The 15,428-nt window shown below is 59.4% G+C and carries 14 protein-coding genes; 5 read left to right on the forward strand and 9 right to left on the reverse strand.

The features are described 5' to 3' along the window. Window positions 1-39 precede the first annotated feature (39 nt). A complete protein-coding gene (gene dacC / locus LA04_RS22130; RefSeq protein ID WP_047653218.1) occupies window positions 40-1,245 on the reverse strand; it encodes a serine-type D-Ala-D-Ala carboxypeptidase in 1,206 nt (401 codons plus the stop codon). Window positions 1,246-1,485: 240 nt separating this feature from the next. Between dacC and LA04_RS22135 the strand changes: the two genes are divergently transcribed. Then, window positions 1,486-2,112, forward strand: coding sequence for a glutathione S-transferase family protein (locus LA04_RS22135; protein ID WP_047653219.1), 627 nt, complete (start codon window positions 1,486-1,488; stop codon window positions 2,110-2,112). On the opposite strand, the gene LA04_RS22140 is transcribed toward LA04_RS22135, so the two are convergent. Both LA04_RS22140 and bssR read right to left on the reverse strand, forming a co-directional pair. Then, window positions 2,113-3,231 (reverse strand): PQQ-dependent sugar dehydrogenase, encoded by a 1,119-nt coding sequence (locus LA04_RS22140; RefSeq protein WP_047653220.1) that lies wholly within the window; start codon window positions 3,229-3,231, stop codon window positions 2,113-2,115. Between the two features lie 106 nt (window positions 3,232-3,337). Beyond that, on the reverse strand, window positions 3,338-3,721 hold the full coding sequence (gene bssR / locus LA04_RS22145; protein WP_047653221.1) for a biofilm formation regulator BssR: 384 nt from the start codon (window positions 3,719-3,721) through the stop codon (window positions 3,338-3,340). 216 nt (window positions 3,722-3,937) lie between these two features. On the opposite strand from bssR, the gene rimO reads away from it, so the two are divergent. Beyond that, window positions 3,938-5,263, forward strand: a complete 1,326-nt coding sequence (gene rimO / locus LA04_RS22150) for a 30S ribosomal protein S12 methylthiotransferase RimO (protein WP_047653222.1) — start codon at window positions 3,938-3,940, stop codon at window positions 5,261-5,263. A gap of 63 nt (window positions 5,264-5,326) precedes the next feature. On the opposite strand, the gene gsiD is transcribed toward rimO, so the two are convergent. Genes gsiD through iaaA form a run of 5 tightly spaced genes read right to left on the reverse strand, consistent with a single transcriptional unit; the run spans window position 5,327 to window position 11,543 of the window. After that, entirely contained in the window at window positions 5,327-6,238 is a 912-nt protein-coding gene (gsiD, locus tag LA04_RS22155) for a glutathione ABC transporter permease GsiD (protein WP_024908682.1), read from the reverse strand. Window position 6,239: 1 nt separating this feature from the next. After that, window positions 6,240-7,160 (reverse strand): glutathione ABC transporter permease GsiC, encoded by a 921-nt coding sequence (gene gsiC / locus LA04_RS22160; RefSeq protein WP_023310911.1) that lies wholly within the window; start codon window positions 7,158-7,160, stop codon window positions 6,240-6,242. A gap of 5 nt (window positions 7,161-7,165) precedes the next feature. Continuing rightward, on the reverse strand, window positions 7,166-8,704 hold the full coding sequence (gsiB, locus tag LA04_RS22165; RefSeq protein WP_033145024.1) for a glutathione ABC transporter substrate-binding protein GsiB: 1,539 nt from the start codon (window positions 8,702-8,704) through the stop codon (window positions 7,166-7,168). 23 nt (window positions 8,705-8,727) lie between these two features. Next, window positions 8,728-10,599, reverse strand: coding sequence for a glutathione ABC transporter ATP-binding protein GsiA (gene gsiA / locus LA04_RS22170; protein WP_047653223.1), 1,872 nt, complete (start codon window positions 10,597-10,599; stop codon window positions 8,728-8,730). An 11-nt stretch (window positions 10,600-10,610) separates the two neighbouring features. Then, a complete protein-coding gene (gene iaaA, locus LA04_RS22175; RefSeq protein WP_047653224.1) occupies window positions 10,611-11,543 on the reverse strand; it encodes a beta-aspartyl-peptidase in 933 nt (310 codons plus the stop codon). Between the two features lie 188 nt (window positions 11,544-11,731). On the opposite strand from iaaA, the gene moeA reads away from it, so the two are divergent. Both moeA and moeB read left to right on the forward strand, forming a co-directional pair. Next, window positions 11,732-12,964, forward strand: a complete 1,233-nt coding sequence (gene moeA / locus LA04_RS22180; protein ID WP_047653225.1) for a molybdopterin molybdotransferase MoeA — start codon at window positions 11,732-11,734, stop codon at window positions 12,962-12,964. A 1-nt stretch (window position 12,965) separates the two neighbouring features. Then, window positions 12,966-13,718, forward strand: coding sequence for a molybdopterin-synthase adenylyltransferase MoeB (moeB, locus tag LA04_RS22185; RefSeq protein WP_047653226.1), 753 nt, complete (start codon window positions 12,966-12,968; stop codon window positions 13,716-13,718). Window positions 13,719-13,733: 15 nt separating this feature from the next. Here the strand turns inward: moeB and fsa are convergent, their stop codons facing one another. Then, on the reverse strand, window positions 13,734-14,396 hold the full coding sequence (fsa, locus tag LA04_RS22190) for a fructose-6-phosphate aldolase (protein WP_047653227.1): 663 nt from the start codon (window positions 14,394-14,396) through the stop codon (window positions 13,734-13,736). A 128-nt stretch (window positions 14,397-14,524) separates the two neighbouring features. Between fsa and LA04_RS22195 the strand changes: the two genes are divergently transcribed. Then, the gene (locus tag LA04_RS22195) at window positions 14,525-15,424 is read left to right on the forward strand and encodes a glycyl-radical enzyme activating protein (RefSeq protein WP_047653228.1); all 900 of its coding nucleotides are present in this window, start codon (window positions 14,525-14,527) and stop codon (window positions 15,422-15,424) included. The last annotated feature ends 4 nt before the right edge of the window (window positions 15,425-15,428 follow it).

Here is a 15,428-nt window from a genome sequence, read left to right on the forward strand (position 1 = left end):
GCCCCTCTCCCACAGGGAGAGGGAGAAAACCCATCAGGTTTAGCTAAACCAGCTGCCGAACCAGCCGTGGAATTTCATCATCACGAAATCCCACATCCGGCTGAAGAAGCCGCCCTCTTCCACCGCTTCCATCACAATCAGCGGACGCTGTTCAATCGACTTCCCGTTTAGCTGGAAATCAATCGTCCCGACCACCTGGCCTTTTTTCAGCGGAGCCGTGAGCTGCGGGTCGGTCAGGGTATAGCTGGCCTTCAGGTTTTTCAGCTGACCGCGCGGAATGGTCACCGAGCCCGCCTCACCCGCGCCCAGGTTCACTTCGCTCTTGTCGCCAAACCAGACGCGCTGGCTGACGAACGTGGCATCCGGCTTAATCGGCGTCACGGTTTCATAGAAGCGGAAGCCCCAGGTCAGCAGTTTTTCTGACTCATTAAAGCGAATGCGGTCGGTTTTGGTGCCCAGCACCACCGAAATCAGACGCATGTCGCCCTGGGTCGCGGAGGCCACCAGGTTATAGCCCGCGCCCGCCGTGGTGCCGGTTTTCATTCCGTCCACATTGACGTTGCTGCTCCACAGCAGGCGGTTACGGTTGGGCTGACGGATTTTATTGAAGGTAAACTCTTTCTCTTTATGGATGGCGTATTCATCCGGCACGTCGTGGATCAGCGCTTTCCCCAGCAGCGCCATGTCGCGCGCGGTACTGAACTGTCCCGGCGAATCCAGACCGTGAACCGTTTTGAACGTGGTGTTGGTTAAGCCCAGTTTCTGCGCGTAGCCATTCATCAAGCCAATAAAAGAATCCTGGCTGCCGGCAACGTAATCGGCCAGCGCGATGCACGCATCATTTCCCGACTGAATAATTACCCCTTTGTTCAGATCGGAAACGGAGACCTGATCCCCCGGCTTCAGGAACATCACCGAAGAGCCCCGCAGCGCCGGGTTGCCGGTCGCCCACGCGTCCTTACCGATGGTCACCATATCGTCCAGCTTGATCTTGCCCGCTTTCAACGCCTGGCCGACCACATAGCTGGTCATGATTTTGGTCAGGCTTGCCGGATCGAGTTTCTCATCCGCATTCCCTTCCGCCAGCACTTTACCGCTGGAATAATCCATCAGGATCCAGGCGCGCGCATCCACAGGCGGCGCTTCGGGCGCAGCCTGTTCAGCTGCATAGAGAGTTGGTGCAAACAGGAAAAGGAGCGCAGAGCCTGTCGCAAGGCTGCGCAGAGAAGTCATTTTACGCGTCATAAATGCCACCCGAGTGTCCATTCAAAAATTACGTCACATCACCGTGTCGCAAGAAGCGATGAGTAATAGCGCACTAAAACGGTTAAAGAAACCCAACGAGGGTAAAGTTATTAAAGTTTATGCAATAACATTCATATACGCTTTGATTCAGACGATTTTTTTGTCTTCTGTTGCGTAATTGTTAGGTTTATCTCACCATGGCGAACGCTGACCCGGATTCACAACTCATCAGGAGTAAATATGATTACGCTTTGGGGCAGGAACAACTCGACCAACGTTAAGAAAGTGCTCTGGACGCTCGAGGAGCTGGATTTACCGTTCAACCAAATCATGGCCGGCATGTCGTTTGGCGTGAACAAAGAGGCCGACTATCTGGCCATGAACCCGAACGGCCTGGTGCCGCTTCTGCGCGATGATGAAACAGACGCGACGCTTTGGGAGTCCAACACCATTGTCCGCTACCTCGCCGCCCAGTACGGTCAGGGCCGCCTGTGGGTGGAAAGCCCGACCCGTCGTGCTCAGGGCGAAAAGTGGATGGACTGGGCGAATCAGACGCTATCCCCGACCCACCGCGTGATCCTGATGGGACTTATCCGCACGCCGGAAGCCGAACGCGATTATCCCGCGATTCACGCCGCGCAGGATACCTGCGAAAACCTGTTTGCGATGATGGATGACGAGCTGGCGAAGCACGCCTGGTTCTCCGGCGAGGTGTTCGGCACAGGCGATATCGCCGTGGCGCCGTTCGTCTGGAACCTGACCAACATGGGCCTGAAGTGGACGCCGCGCCCTCATCTTGAGCGCTGGCTAAAACAGCTGAGCGATCGCCCGGCGTACCGTAACGTGGTGATGATCCCGGTCACCTGATTACGCACCGGACGGGCTGACTTTTAACAGCTGCCCGTCCGTCTCGTCGGTCAGCACATATAAATAGCCGTCCGGCCCCACCCGCACATCGCGAATACGTTTATCCCGGTCGCCCAGAATTCGTCCGTCCTCCGTGACCTTATTTCCGTCCACGCTCAGCACGATAACGTCCTTTTCCTTCAGCGCGCCGATAAACAGCTTGTTTTTCCACTGCGGGAAGACGTCGCTGTTGTAAAAGGCCATACCGCTCACGGCAGGCGACACTTTCCAGACGAACAGCGGTTTTTCCGTTCCCTCCGCATGCTCGCCTTTGGCTTCCGGAATTTTCAGGCCGCTGTAGTTGATGCCGTGGGTCGCCAGCGGCCAGCCGTAATTCTTCCCTTTTTCCGGGATGTTGATTTCATCCCCGCCGCGCGGGCCGTGCTCGTTAAGCCATAGCGTGTCGCTCCACGGGTTCATCGCCATCCCCTGCGGGTTACGAATGCCGTAGGACCAGATTTCGGGTCGCGCGCCGGGGGAATTCACAAACGGGTTATCCGGCGGCACTTTTCCGTCTTCGGTGAGGCGCACCACTTTACCCTGCAGCTTGTCCAGGTCCTGCGCCGTCGGACGCTGGTTGTTCTCGCCAAGTCCGATAAAGAGCGAGCCTTTGCCGTCGAACACCAGCCGCCCGCCAAAATGGTTCCCGGTGGAGAGTTTCGGCATCTGGCGGAACACCACCTGGAATCCCTCGATGCGGGAATAGTCGTCGCTCAGGCGGCCATAGCCCACCGCCGTTCCGGCTTTGCCGTCCCTCCCTGCCTCAGCGAAGCTCAGCCAGATGCGGCGTGATTTTTCAAAATCCGGGGCGAGGACCACGTCCAGCAATCCTCCCTGACCGTTTGTCCAGACCTTCGGCACGCCGACAATTGGATCGGAGAGCCCTTTTCCGGCCTGCCAGCGTTTGAGCTGACCGCCCTTCAGGGTCACCAGCAGCCCGTTATTATCCGGCAGAAACGCCAGAGACCAGGGGTGATCAAGTTTGTTTTGCAGCACCTCGACCTTGACCGCCTCCGGGGCAGCAAGAAGCGAAAACGGAATGAACAGCGCAGGCAGGGAAATTAGCGAGGATCGAGGCATAACGCGCTCCTTTATCGGCACATGGCATAAAGATTAGCCACTGCGTCCGGGCGCGTTACCACTTTTACAAAAGCTTAATCAGAAGGGGGAGTCGCCTCCCCCGGAATCAGTGCTGTTCAAGCTGTTTGTGCTCGTTCAGGCACATGATGCATAGAGAGAGCGTGGTCAGGCAGTTTTCAAGCTTCTCCGCGTTAACAGCGATAAAGTTTGGGCAGTCGTGGCGTCCGTTCATCAGACACACCCCTGCAATGGAGAGCACTTCGGCAGCGCGGCGCAGCGCGATTTCTTCGCTTTCGCCGTATTTCGCCTGCAGGGTCGGTGCTTTTTCACGCATGAAATTGCAAAGTTCAAACAGGTTATCACGCAGATGTTCGCTTTCGCTGACTGACATATACCCTTTTGCCTTCCTCAACTGCAGGTACGCGGCCAGGTCGATTCGGGCGTTGATCAGCTTGTTAAGCAGATCGCGTTTTAGTCTGTCAACGGTCATGCTCTTTCCTCCTCTGTCAGCCATTGTGCATAATCAGGATAAGTTCATTTTTTGTACAGTTTAATGCTTGGGATCAATTTTTATTAACTGATTAACATTATTTACAATGTTACAACGTCTGCCCGGCGCATCCGCCTTGCAAAGAGTGTATAAATCCCCCGCGATACGCTGTAAAATCCCGCCCTGATAACTCCATAATTGATGAATTTTTAACCTATGAGCAATGTTACGCACCAGCCGAAAATCGGCTTCGTCTCCCTGGGCTGTCCGAAAAACCTCGTGGATTCCGAACGCATCCTGACCGAACTGCGCACCGAGGGCTATGACGTGGTGCCAAGCTACGACAACGCCGATATGGTGATCGTGAACACCTGCGGTTTTATCGACAGCGCGGTTCAGGAGTCACTGGAAGCCATCGGTGAAGCCCTGACGGAAAACGGCAAAGTGATTGTTACCGGCTGTCTGGGCGCGAAAGAAGACCAGATCCGCGAAGTGCACCCGAAGGTGCTGGAGATCACCGGCCCGCACAGCTACGAGCAGGTGCTGCAACATGTTCATCACTACGTGCCAAAACCCAAGCACAACCCGTTCCTGAGCCTGGTGCCAGAGCAGGGCGTGAAGCTGACGCCGCGCCACTACGCGTACTTAAAAATTTCCGAAGGCTGCAACCATCGCTGCACCTTCTGCATCATCCCGTCCATGCGCGGCGATCTGGTGAGCCGTCCGATTGGCGAAGTGCTGGCGGAAGCTAAACGTCTGGCCGACGCCGGCGTGAAGGAGCTGCTGGTCATCTCCCAGGACACCTCGGCCTACGGCGTGGACGTTAAACACCGCTCCGGTTTCCACAACGGCGAGCCGGTGAAAACCAGCATGGTCGGCCTGTGCGAGCAGCTGTCTAAGCTCGGTATCTGGACGCGCCTGCACTACGTCTATCCGTACCCGCACGTTGACGACGTGATCCCGCTGATGGCGGAAGGCAAAATTCTGCCGTACCTGGATATCCCGCTGCAGCACGCCAGCCCGCGTATCCTGAAGCTGATGAAACGTCCTGGCTCCGTTGACCGTCAGCTGGCGCGCATCAAGCAGTGGCGTGAAATCTGCCCGGAACTGACCCTGCGCTCCACCTTCATCGTCGGCTTCCCGGGTGAAACCGAAGAAGACTTCCAGATGCTGCTCGACTTCCTGAAAGAAGCGCGTCTGGACCGCGTAGGCTGCTTCAAGTACAGCCCGGTAGAAGGCGCAACCGCCAACGAGCTGGCGGACCAGGTGCCGGAAGAGGTTAAAGAAGAGCGCTGGAACCGCTTCATGCAGCTGCAGCAGCAGATCTCTGCCGAGCGTCTGCAGGAAAAAGTGGGCCGCGAGATCATGGTCATCGTTGACGAAGTGGACGAAGAAGGCGCGATTGGCCGCAGCATGGCGGACGCCCCAGAGATCGACGGCGCGGTGTACCTGAACGGCGAAACCAGCGTTAAGCCGGGGGATATTATTCGCGTGAAGGTTGAAAACGCGGACGAGTATGACCTGTGGGGTAGCCGGGTTTAATCTCCCCGCTCCGCTTTTGTAGGCCGGGTAAGGCGTCGTCGCCGCCCGGCACATTTCACTTCCCTACCCCTTAATCCTCGGATCCAGCGCGTCGCGCAGCCCGTCCCCCAGCAGATTAAACGCCAGCACGGTCAGGAAAATTGCCAGACTCGGGAAGATCGCCACGTGTGGTGCAATTACCATATCCGCCCTCGCCTCGTTCAGCATCGCGCCCCACTCCGGCGTCGGAGGCTGCGCCCCTAACCCCAGAAACGACAGGCTGGCCGCCGAGATAATCGACACGCCGATACGCATGGTAAAATAGACCACGATGGACGACACCGTACCCGGCAGAATATGGCTGAACAGGATGGTGGCATCGCTGGCCCCCATGCTGCGGGCCGATTCGATAAAGGTCTGCTGTTTCAGCACCAGCGTGTTGCCGCGCACCAGCCGCGCGAACGCCGGAATCGAAAAGACCGCGACCGCAATGATGACGTTCGCCATGCCGCTGCCCATGATCGCCACCACGGCAATCGCCAGCAGAATGCCGGGGAAGGCAAACAGCACGTCGCAGATGCGCATGATGATGCGGTCCCACCAGCCTTCGTAATATCCGGCAACGAGGCCCAGCACGGTACCGATGGCCGCGCCGATCAGCACCGCGAACACCCCGGCGGCAAGCGAGATCTGCGCCCCGACCAGCACGCGGCTAAAGATATCGCGCCCGAGGGAGTCCACGCCGAACCAGTGCAGCATCGACGGTCCATCGTTCAGACGGTCGTAGTCAAAATAGTTTTCCGCATCAAACGGCGCCACCCACGGCGCAATCACCGCCACCGCAATCAGCAGCAGCACAAACAGCCCCGCGGTCATCGCGACCGGCTGACGGCGAAAACGCCGCCAGAATTCAGACCACGGGGTGCGGACGTGGTCCGGTTTTAGCCCCGGCATCGCGTTTAAAACGGCCTGACGTCGCCAGTTCAACAATCGCATCTTACTTGTACCTGATGGCCGGGTTAATGGCAGCGTAGAGCACGTCCACCACTAAGTTGATAAGAATAAACTCCAGCGAGAAAAGCAGGACTTCCGCCTGAATCACCGGGTAGTCGCGCATCTCGACGGAATCGACCAGCAGGCGTCCCAGCCCCGGCCAGTTGAAGACCTTTTCCACGACGATCGAGCCGCCGAGCAGAAAACCAAACTGCAGCCCCATCATCGTCACGACCGGGATCATCGCATTGCGGAATCCGTGCTTGAGAATGACCCACTTCTCGCTGACCCCTTTCGCCCGCGCGGTGCGAATATAATCTTCGCTCAGCACGTCAACGAACGAGGCGCGGGTGAAGCGGGCCATTACCGCCGAAACGGCAGCCCCCAGCGTCATGGAAGGCAGGATGTAATGCTTCCAGGTATCGGCCCCGACGGTCGGCAGCCAGCCCAGTTCGACGGAGAAGATCTGCATCAGCAGCATCCCCAGCGCGAACGCCGGGAAGGAGATGCCGGTCACCGCCAGCGCCATGCCGAGCTTGTCCGGCCAGCGGTTGCGCCAGACGGCCGCGATAATCCCGGCGCCAAGCCCAAACACGACCGCCCAGCTCATGCTGGCTATCGTTAACCAGAACGTCGGCATAAAGCGGCTGGCAATCTCCTCCGACACCGGACGGCGCGACACCATTGAAATACCAAAATCGCCCTGCAGAACGTTACAGATATAGTGGATAAACTGCATATACAGCGGCTGGTCGAGGCCAAGCTGCTTACGCACCAGGTCAATAACGGTGGCATCCGCCTCAGGCCCGGCGACCAGACGCGCCGGATCGCCCGGCAGCATATGGACAAACAAAAACACCAGGACCGCCACAATCAGCAGCGTCGGAATAAGCCCCAGCAGGCGTTTACAAACATAATTCAGCATGAGGTTTATTTTAAATCCGCATCGTCAAAGCTAAAGCCCGTGTCCGGCATGATGTAGAACCCGGTCAACGCTTTGTTATGGGCTGACACCAGTTTCTCCACCACCAGCGGCACCCACGGTGACTCTTTCCAGATAATATCCTGCGCGTCCTTGTAGAGGCGCGCCTTCTCTTCCGGTTTGGTGGTTTTCAGGGCATCGGCAAGGTCTTTGTCCACCTGCGGGTTGCTGTAGAACGCGGTGTTGAACAGGGTTGGCGGCCAGTTCTGCGAGGCAAACAGCGGCGACAGCGCCCAGTCGGCTTCACCGGTCGAGGCCGTCCAGCCGGTGTAGAACATCCGCACGCCGCTCTCTTTCTGCCCTTTCCCCTCCACTTCTGCCGCACGCTGTCCGGCATCCATTGCGGTGACCTGCACCTTAATACCCACCTGCGCCAGCTGCTGCTGGGTAAACTGCAGCACCTTCTGGGCGGTGCTGTGATTATGCGAGGACCACAGCGTGGTGCTGAAACCGTTCGGGAAGCCCGCCTCTTTCAGCAGCTCGCGCGCTTTGGCCGGATCGTACGGCCACGGCTGATAGCTTTGCGCATAGGCGATCGCCGGTGGCAGCACGCCGGTCGCCGGGGTGGCATAGCCGGCAAAGGCGACCTTCACCAGCGCCTGACGGTTAATGGCGTAGTTGATGGCCTCACGCACCTTCGGGTTATCAAACGGCTTTTGCGTGACGTTCATGCTGATGTAGCGCTGCATGATCGACGGGCTGGCGACCAGCTCCAGCTTGCTGTTTTTCTGCAAAATGGCGGCCTGCTCATATGGGATCGGGAAGGCAAACTGCGCCTCGCCGGTTTGCAGCATCGCCGCGCGGGTGTTGTTGTCCACCACCGGGCGCCAGGTGATGGTGTCGAGCTTCGGCAGCCCCTGCTGCCAGTATCCGGCGAATTTCTTCACCTTCACAAAATCGGTCTGGTTCCAGGTGAGCAGTTCGTAAGGACCGGTGCCAACAGGGTGGAAGCCGATCTCCTTGCCGTATTTCTTCAGCGCGGCAGGGGAAATCATCGCCGTTGCCGGATGCGCCAGGATATTGATAAACGCGGAGAACGGCTCTTTCAGGGTGATTTTGACCGTCGCCGGGTCGACCACCTCAGTGCTGGCGATATTTTTATACAGGTTATAGCGCTTGAGGCTATTTTCCGGATTGCTGGCGCGGTCCAGGTTAACCTTCACCGCCTCCGCATTGAAGTCTGTTCCGTCCTGGAACTTCACGCCGGTCCTGAGCTTGATGGTATACACCAGCCCGTCGTCGGACACGGTGTACCCCTCCGCCAGCACGTTTTTGAGCTTCATCTCTTTATCGAGGCCAAACAGGCCCTGATAGAACGATTTCGCCACCGCCTGAGAGAGCGTGTCGTTGGCGTCATACGGATCGAGCGTGGTGAAATTGGAGCCGACGGCGACCACCACATCTTTGGCAGCGAACGCGGGGGCAGCGGCCAGGGCTGCCGTCACGCTCGCGGCTAACAACCATCTACGCGCTACAAATGTAACCATTGTGTTCTCCTGCCTGTTGTAAGTTATAACCGCGAAAAAGCGTTGTCCTGACGCGGGGGAGCGACGAAATGACCCGGCCCGACCTCGCGCAGCGTCACGCGTTCCACGGCCTCGCCGCGTTTATGAATATTGCCCGGCATTTCATCCTGCAGCAGCACGCGCTGGCCGTGACGATGCGCGGGATCGGCAACCGGGACCGCCGCGATAAGCTTGCGGGTGTACGGATGCTGCGGGTTTTCAAACACCGCCCTTCGCGGCCCAATCTCCACGATCTGCCCCATAAACATCACCGCCACGCGGTGGCTGATGCGCTCGACCACCGCCATGTCGTGCGAGATAAACAGGAAGGCGATTCCCATATCCCGCTGTAAATCCAGCAACAGGTTGATGATTTGCGCCCGGATAGAGACATCCAGCGCCGAGACGGACTCATCGGCAATCACCACTTTCGGGTTCAGTGCCAGCGCCCGGGCGATGCAAATACGCTGCCGCTGTCCGCCGGAAAACTCGTGCGGATAACGCCAGGCGTGCTCCGGCTTCAGGCCGACGCGCTCCAGCAGCCAGGCCACGCGACGCTGGGCCGCTTCGCCGTCGAGCAGGTTATGTACCCGCAGCGGCTCCATGATCGAATACCCCACCGTATGGCGCGGATCGAGGGAGGCATACGGATCCTGGAAAATAAACTGAATATCCCGCCGCACCGCCTGCAGCCTGCTGTCCGGAAGGGTATCAATGCGCTCGCCGTTAAAGGTAATGCTGCCTTCCTGGGATTCCACCAGACGGAGCAACGCGCGCCCGATGGTGGATTTACCGCAGCCGGACTCCCCCACCAGCGCCAGCGTTTCGCCCGGCCAGAGATCGAAACTGACGTTTTCCACCGCGTGCACTTCGCGCTTCACGCGGTTTAATACGCCGCTGCGCAGCGGAAAACGGGTAACCAGATCGCGCACTTCCAGAATGGGCTTACCCGGCACCACGGTGTCCTGCTCGCGCTCCTCCTCCTGCAGCTCAGACGCCTCAGGAGAAATCAGCGGGAAGCGGCGCGGCAAATCGCTGCCGTTCATCGCCCCCAGGCGCGGAACCGCCGCCAGCAGCGCTTTGGTGTAAGGATGCCCCGGCGCGTGAAAAATCTGCTCAACCGGGCCGGTTTCCACCGCGCTGCCCTTGTGCATCACCAGCACCCGATCGGCGATATCGGCGACGACGCCCATATCGTGGGTGATAAAAATCACCCCCATCTCCATCTCCTGCTGCAGCACTTTAATGAGCTGCAGGATCTGCGCCTGAATCGTCACGTCCAGCGCCGTCGTCGGTTCATCGGCAATCAGCACCGCCGGACGGCAGGAGAGCGCCATGGCAATCATCACCCGCTGGCGCATGCCGCCAGAAAGCTGATGCGGGTAGCGCCCCAGAATGGCCTGCGCCTCCGGAATGCGCACCAGCTCCAGCATCCGTCGGGCCTCGTTGAGCGCTTCATCGCCGCTCAGCCCCTGATGCAGGCGGATAGACTCGGCGATTTGTTCCCCGACCGGGAAAACCGGGTTCAGGGAGGTCATCGGCTCCTGGAAGATCATCGCAATGTCCGCCCCGCGCACGCCCTGCATCTGCGCGCCGCTCAGCTCGTTTAAATCAATGACCTGACGGTTACGGCGGCGCAGCAGCATTTTCTCGCTGCTGATTTGCCCACCCGTCTGTTCCAGCAGGCGCATCAGCGCCAGGGCGGTGACCGATTTTCCGGATCCGGACTCGCCAACAATCGCCAGCGTCTCGCCGCGCCTGAGCGTGAACGATAAATTCTGTACTGCGGGGATGAACTGCCGCTCTTCCTGAAACGCAATATTGAGCTGATGGACAGCCAGCACTTCGCGGTTGTCCAGTTTTTCACTGTGCGGCACGCGCTGCCCCCTTATTCACGATAGATACCCGTGCTCGGTTCATCACCGGCATAACCCCAGGCGCGATACATGCCTTCGCTGTTGAACGGCAGGGCCACGTTGCCCTCACGATCCACCGCGATGAGCCCGCCAACGCCGCCCAGGGCGGGCAGTTTCTCCATCACCACGCGCTCGCAGGCTTCGCTGAGGCTTAAACCGCCGTAATCCATCAGCGCGGTGATGTCGTAGGCCGCGAGGGCGCGAATAAACACTTCGCCGGTTCCGGTACACGACACCGTCGCGTTATTGGCGTAGCAGCCGGCGCCCGGCAGCGGGCTATCGCCGACGCGTCCGGGCAGCTTGTTGGTCATCCCGCCCGTTGACGTCGCCGCCGCGAGGTTTCCGGCCTTATCCAGCGCCACCGCGCCGACCGTGCCCATTTTGGTGGTTTCATCCAGCGGCGCACTGTGGTCAAGCTGCGTCATGCCCGCCGAACGGGCTTCCAGCAGTTGCTGATAGCGCTCCTCGGTGGAAAAAAGATCCGGCGATACCGATTCCATCCCGTGCTCGAAGGCAAACGCCTCTGCCCCGGCCCCCGTCAGCAGCACGTGCGGACTCGCCTCCATCACCAGACGCGCGGCCAGCACCGGATTACGCAGATGACTCACGCCCGCCACGGCGCCCGCTTTCAGGGTGACGCCGTCCATCACGCAGGCATCCAGCTCGTGCGTTTCATCCCGGGTAAAGACCGAACCGATCCCCGCATTAAATAACGGGCACTCTTCCAGCAGGCGCACCGCCTCGGTGACCACATCCAGCGCGCTTTCGCCCGCTTCCAGCATTCTCTGGCCCGTTTCCACAATGGCGTACAGCGCGTCGATATAGCGCTTTTCCTGCTCGGGACTGAGCTGTGCTCGGGTGATTGCCCCGGCGCCACCATGAATTGCGATTACCGCATTAACCATTCGCATCACCCGTTAGCCTGATTTGCGGCTTTTTCTATAAATATCATTATCGTCGATGAAACTTCAGATGATTTTTGAATATAGAAAGACGTAACTGTGATGTAAAGCGTACACCCATCGGGTCATACAGTTAGCCGCACTTTTCTGCCATAATGAGCGCTTTCGTTGTTACTCCGCAGGAGCCCACCATGGATTTTACCGCCGGACTGATGCCGCTTGAGACGGCACTCACGCAGATGCTTAACCGAGTTTCCCCGCTGCATGACGTTGAGACGCTGCCCCTCGTGCGCTGTTTTGGCCGTATTGCCGCGCGCGATATCGTCTCTCCGCTTAACGTGCCGGGGTTTGATAATTCCGCGATGGACGGTTACGCGGTTCGCCTGGCGGATCTCCAGACGGGTAACGCCCTGCCGGTGGCGGGTAAAGCCTTTGCGGGTCAGCCGTTTAGCGGTGAATGGCCTGCGGGCACCTGCGTGCGCATCATGACCGGCGCGCCGGTTCCGGCCGGCTGCGATGCCGTGGTAATGCAGGAAGAGACCGAACAGACCGACGACGGCGTGCGTTTTACCGCGAACGTTAAAGCGGGTCAGAACATCCGCCGCACGGGCGAAGATATCACCCTTGGCGCGACGGTCTTTTCTGCCGGGCAGAAGCTGACGGCAGGTGAGCTGCCGGTGCTGGCGTCGCTCGGCGTGGCTGAAATCGACGTTATCCGTAAAGTGCGCGTCGCCGTTTTCTCCACCGGCGACGAACTTCAGCTTCCGGGCCAGCCGCTGCAGGACGGTCAGATTTACGATACCAACCGCCTGGCGGTACACCTGATGCTGGAGCAGCTGGGCTGCGAGGTGATTAACCTCGGCATTATTCCTGACGATCCGGAAAAACTGCGCGCCGCGTTTATCGAGGCGGATAACGCAGCCGACGTGGTCATCAGCTCCGGCGGCGTCTCCGTGGGCGAAGCGGATTACACCAAAACCATCCTTGAAGAGCTGGGTGAAATCGCCTTCTGGAAGCTGGCCATCAAGCCGGGAAAACCGTTCGCGTTTGGCAAGCTCCAGCACAGCTGGTTCTGCGGCCTGCCGGGTAACCCGGTCTCGGCGGCACTCACCTTCTACCAGCTGGTGATCCCGCTGCTGGCGAAGCTTTCAGGCAACAGCGCCAGCCCGCTGCCGGAACGCCAGCGCGTGCGCGCCGCCACGCGCCTGAAAAAATCGCCGGGCCGCCTCGATTTCCAGCGCGGCATTCTGGCACGCAACGCGGATGGCGAGCTCGAAGTGAGCACCACCGGGCACCAGGGCTCGCACATTTTCAGCTCCTTCAGCCAGGGCAACTGCTTTATCGTGCTGGAGCGCGAGCGCGGCAACGTGGAAGCAGGCGAGTGGGTTGAGATCGAGCGTTTTAACCACCTGTTCGGAGGCTGACATGACGGTGGAGCTGAGCAACCCGGAGATGATGCGCTACAACCGCCAGATTGTGCTGCGCGGGTTTGACTTCGAGGGCCAGGAAGCGCTTAAGGCAGCAAGCGTGCTGGTTGTCGGGCTCGGCGGCCTGGGCTGCGCCGCCGCGCAGTATCTTGCCGCGGCGGGCGTGGGCAGGATGACGCTGCTGGATTTCGATACCGTGTCGGTGTCTAACCTCCAGCGCCAGACGTTGCACAGCGATGCGACGGTTGGACAGCCGAAAGTGGACTCTGCACGCACGGCGCTGGCGCGCATCAACCCCAACGTTCAGTTCACCCTGATTGACGCGATGCTGGATGACGACGCGCTGTCCACGCAGATTACGCAGCATGACCTGGTGCTGGACTGCACCGATAACGTCACGGTCCGTAACCAGCTGAACGCGGGCTGTTTTGCTCACAAAACCCCGCTGGTCTCCGGCGCGGCGATCCGCATGGAGGGGCAAATCAGCGTCTTCACGTATGCGGAAGGTGATCCCTGCTACCGCTGCCTGAGCCGCCTGTTCGGCGAGAACGCGCTGACCTGCGTTGAGGCGGGCGTAATGGCGCCGCTTGTCGGCGTGATTGGCTCCCTGCAGGCGATGGAAGCGATCAAAGTGCTGACGCGCTACGGCACGCCTGCCGCGGGGAAAATCGTGATGTATGACGCGATGACCTGCCAGTTCCGCGAGATGAAGCTGATGCGTAATCCTGGGTGTGAGGTGTGCGGAGGTTAAAGCAAACGGCACCCGTCAGATAGACGTCCGTCCAAACGCCCCCTGCCAGTCCTGCTCAAACTTCACAATCGCCGCTTCCACGGCCGGAGAGGTGATAAACTGCTGCGCCACGTCCAGCGGCAGCGTGATGGACTCGCAGCCTGCAAGCAGGCAGTCCAGCGCCTGACGCGGCGTTTTAAAGCTCGCGGCCAGCACCTTTGACTGCGGGGCGTGCAGCGCCAGCAGCTGTTGCAGTTCAACCACGGTCTGGATCCCGTCCCCGCCCTGCGCGTCCACGCGGTTAACGTAAGGCGCCACATACTCAGCCCCCGCCAACGCCGAGAGCATCCCCTGTGCGGCACCGTAAACCGCCGTACCCAGCGTCGGGATCCCTTCCGCTTTCAGCATCTTGATCGCCGCCAGCCCTTCGGCGGTCACCGGCACTTTTACTACCAGGTCGTTGATGATGGCGCGCAGCTTACGCGCGTCCTCCACCATCCCTTCGGCGGTGGTCGCCATCACCTGCGCGAAGAGACGGCCTTTGCCGCCCAGCGCGTCGTGCAGCGCTGGCAGCAGCTCGTCCAGCGGCGTTTTACCTGCCGCCACAATGCTTGGGTTAGTGGTCACGCCCGCCAGCGGGAAGATACGCGCCAGCTTTTTGACTGCCGCAACGTCAGATGTGTCGAGATAAAGTTCCATGATGTCACCCTCAAATTTAGCCTGCACTTACCCTATCACGACAAAACCTGCTCAGTAGTTGACCTGCATCAAGATAACTTTCATTCGAAAGTCATTTAATCTTCATATGCAATACGAGAGGCGAAATCATGATCTTCAATATTCAGCGTTACTCTACCCACGACGGCCCCGGTATTCGAACCGTGGTGTTCCTGAAAGGCTGCTCGCTGGGCTGTCGCTGGTGCCAGAACCCGGAAAGCCGCTCCCGCAGCCGGGACGTGCTGTTTGATGCACGCCTGTGCCTTGACGGCTGCGACCTGTGCCAGCAGGCGGCACCGGCCTGCATCGAACGCGCGCTGAACGGTCTGGTTATCCACCGTGAGAAGCTTGATGAAGCCACGCTCAACGCCCTCACCGACTGCTGCCCTACGCAGGCGCTGACCGTCTGCGGTGAAGAACAGCAGGTCGAGGAGATCATGGCGACCGTACTGCGCGATAAACCCTTCTACGACCGCAGCGGCGGCGGGATCACCCTCTCCGGCGGCGAGCCGTTTATGAACCCTGAGCTGGCGCACGCTCTGTTTAAAGCCAGCCACGAACAGGGGATCCACACCGCCGTGGAAACCTGCCTTCACGTGCCGTGGCACTACATCGAGCCGTCATTACCGTACGTCGATCTGTTCCTCGCCGACCTGAAGCACGTCGACGGTGAGGTGTTCAAACAGTGGACGGATGGCTCGGCTAAGCGAATCCTGAATAACCTGAAGCGCCTTGCCGCCGCCGGGAAAAAAATCACCATCCGCGTGCCGCTGATCCAGGGCTTTAACGCTGACGAAGCGTCCATCACCGCCATTACCAACTTCGCCGCCGACGAACTCGGCGTCGAGGATATTCATTTTCTGCCGTATCACACGCTGGGCATGAACAAATACACCCTGCTCGGCCAATCCTACTCTGCCCCTGAAAAACCGCTGGATAACCCTGCCCTGCTGGACTTCGCGCAGCAGTACGCCTGCCAGAAAGGGTTAACCGCGACCTTACGAGGATAAACCT

The sequence above is a fragment of the Enterobacter sp. UCD-UG_FMILLET genome (assembly GCF_000762975.1).
Lineage (GTDB): Bacteria > Pseudomonadota > Gammaproteobacteria > Enterobacterales > Enterobacteriaceae > Enterobacter > Enterobacter dykesii.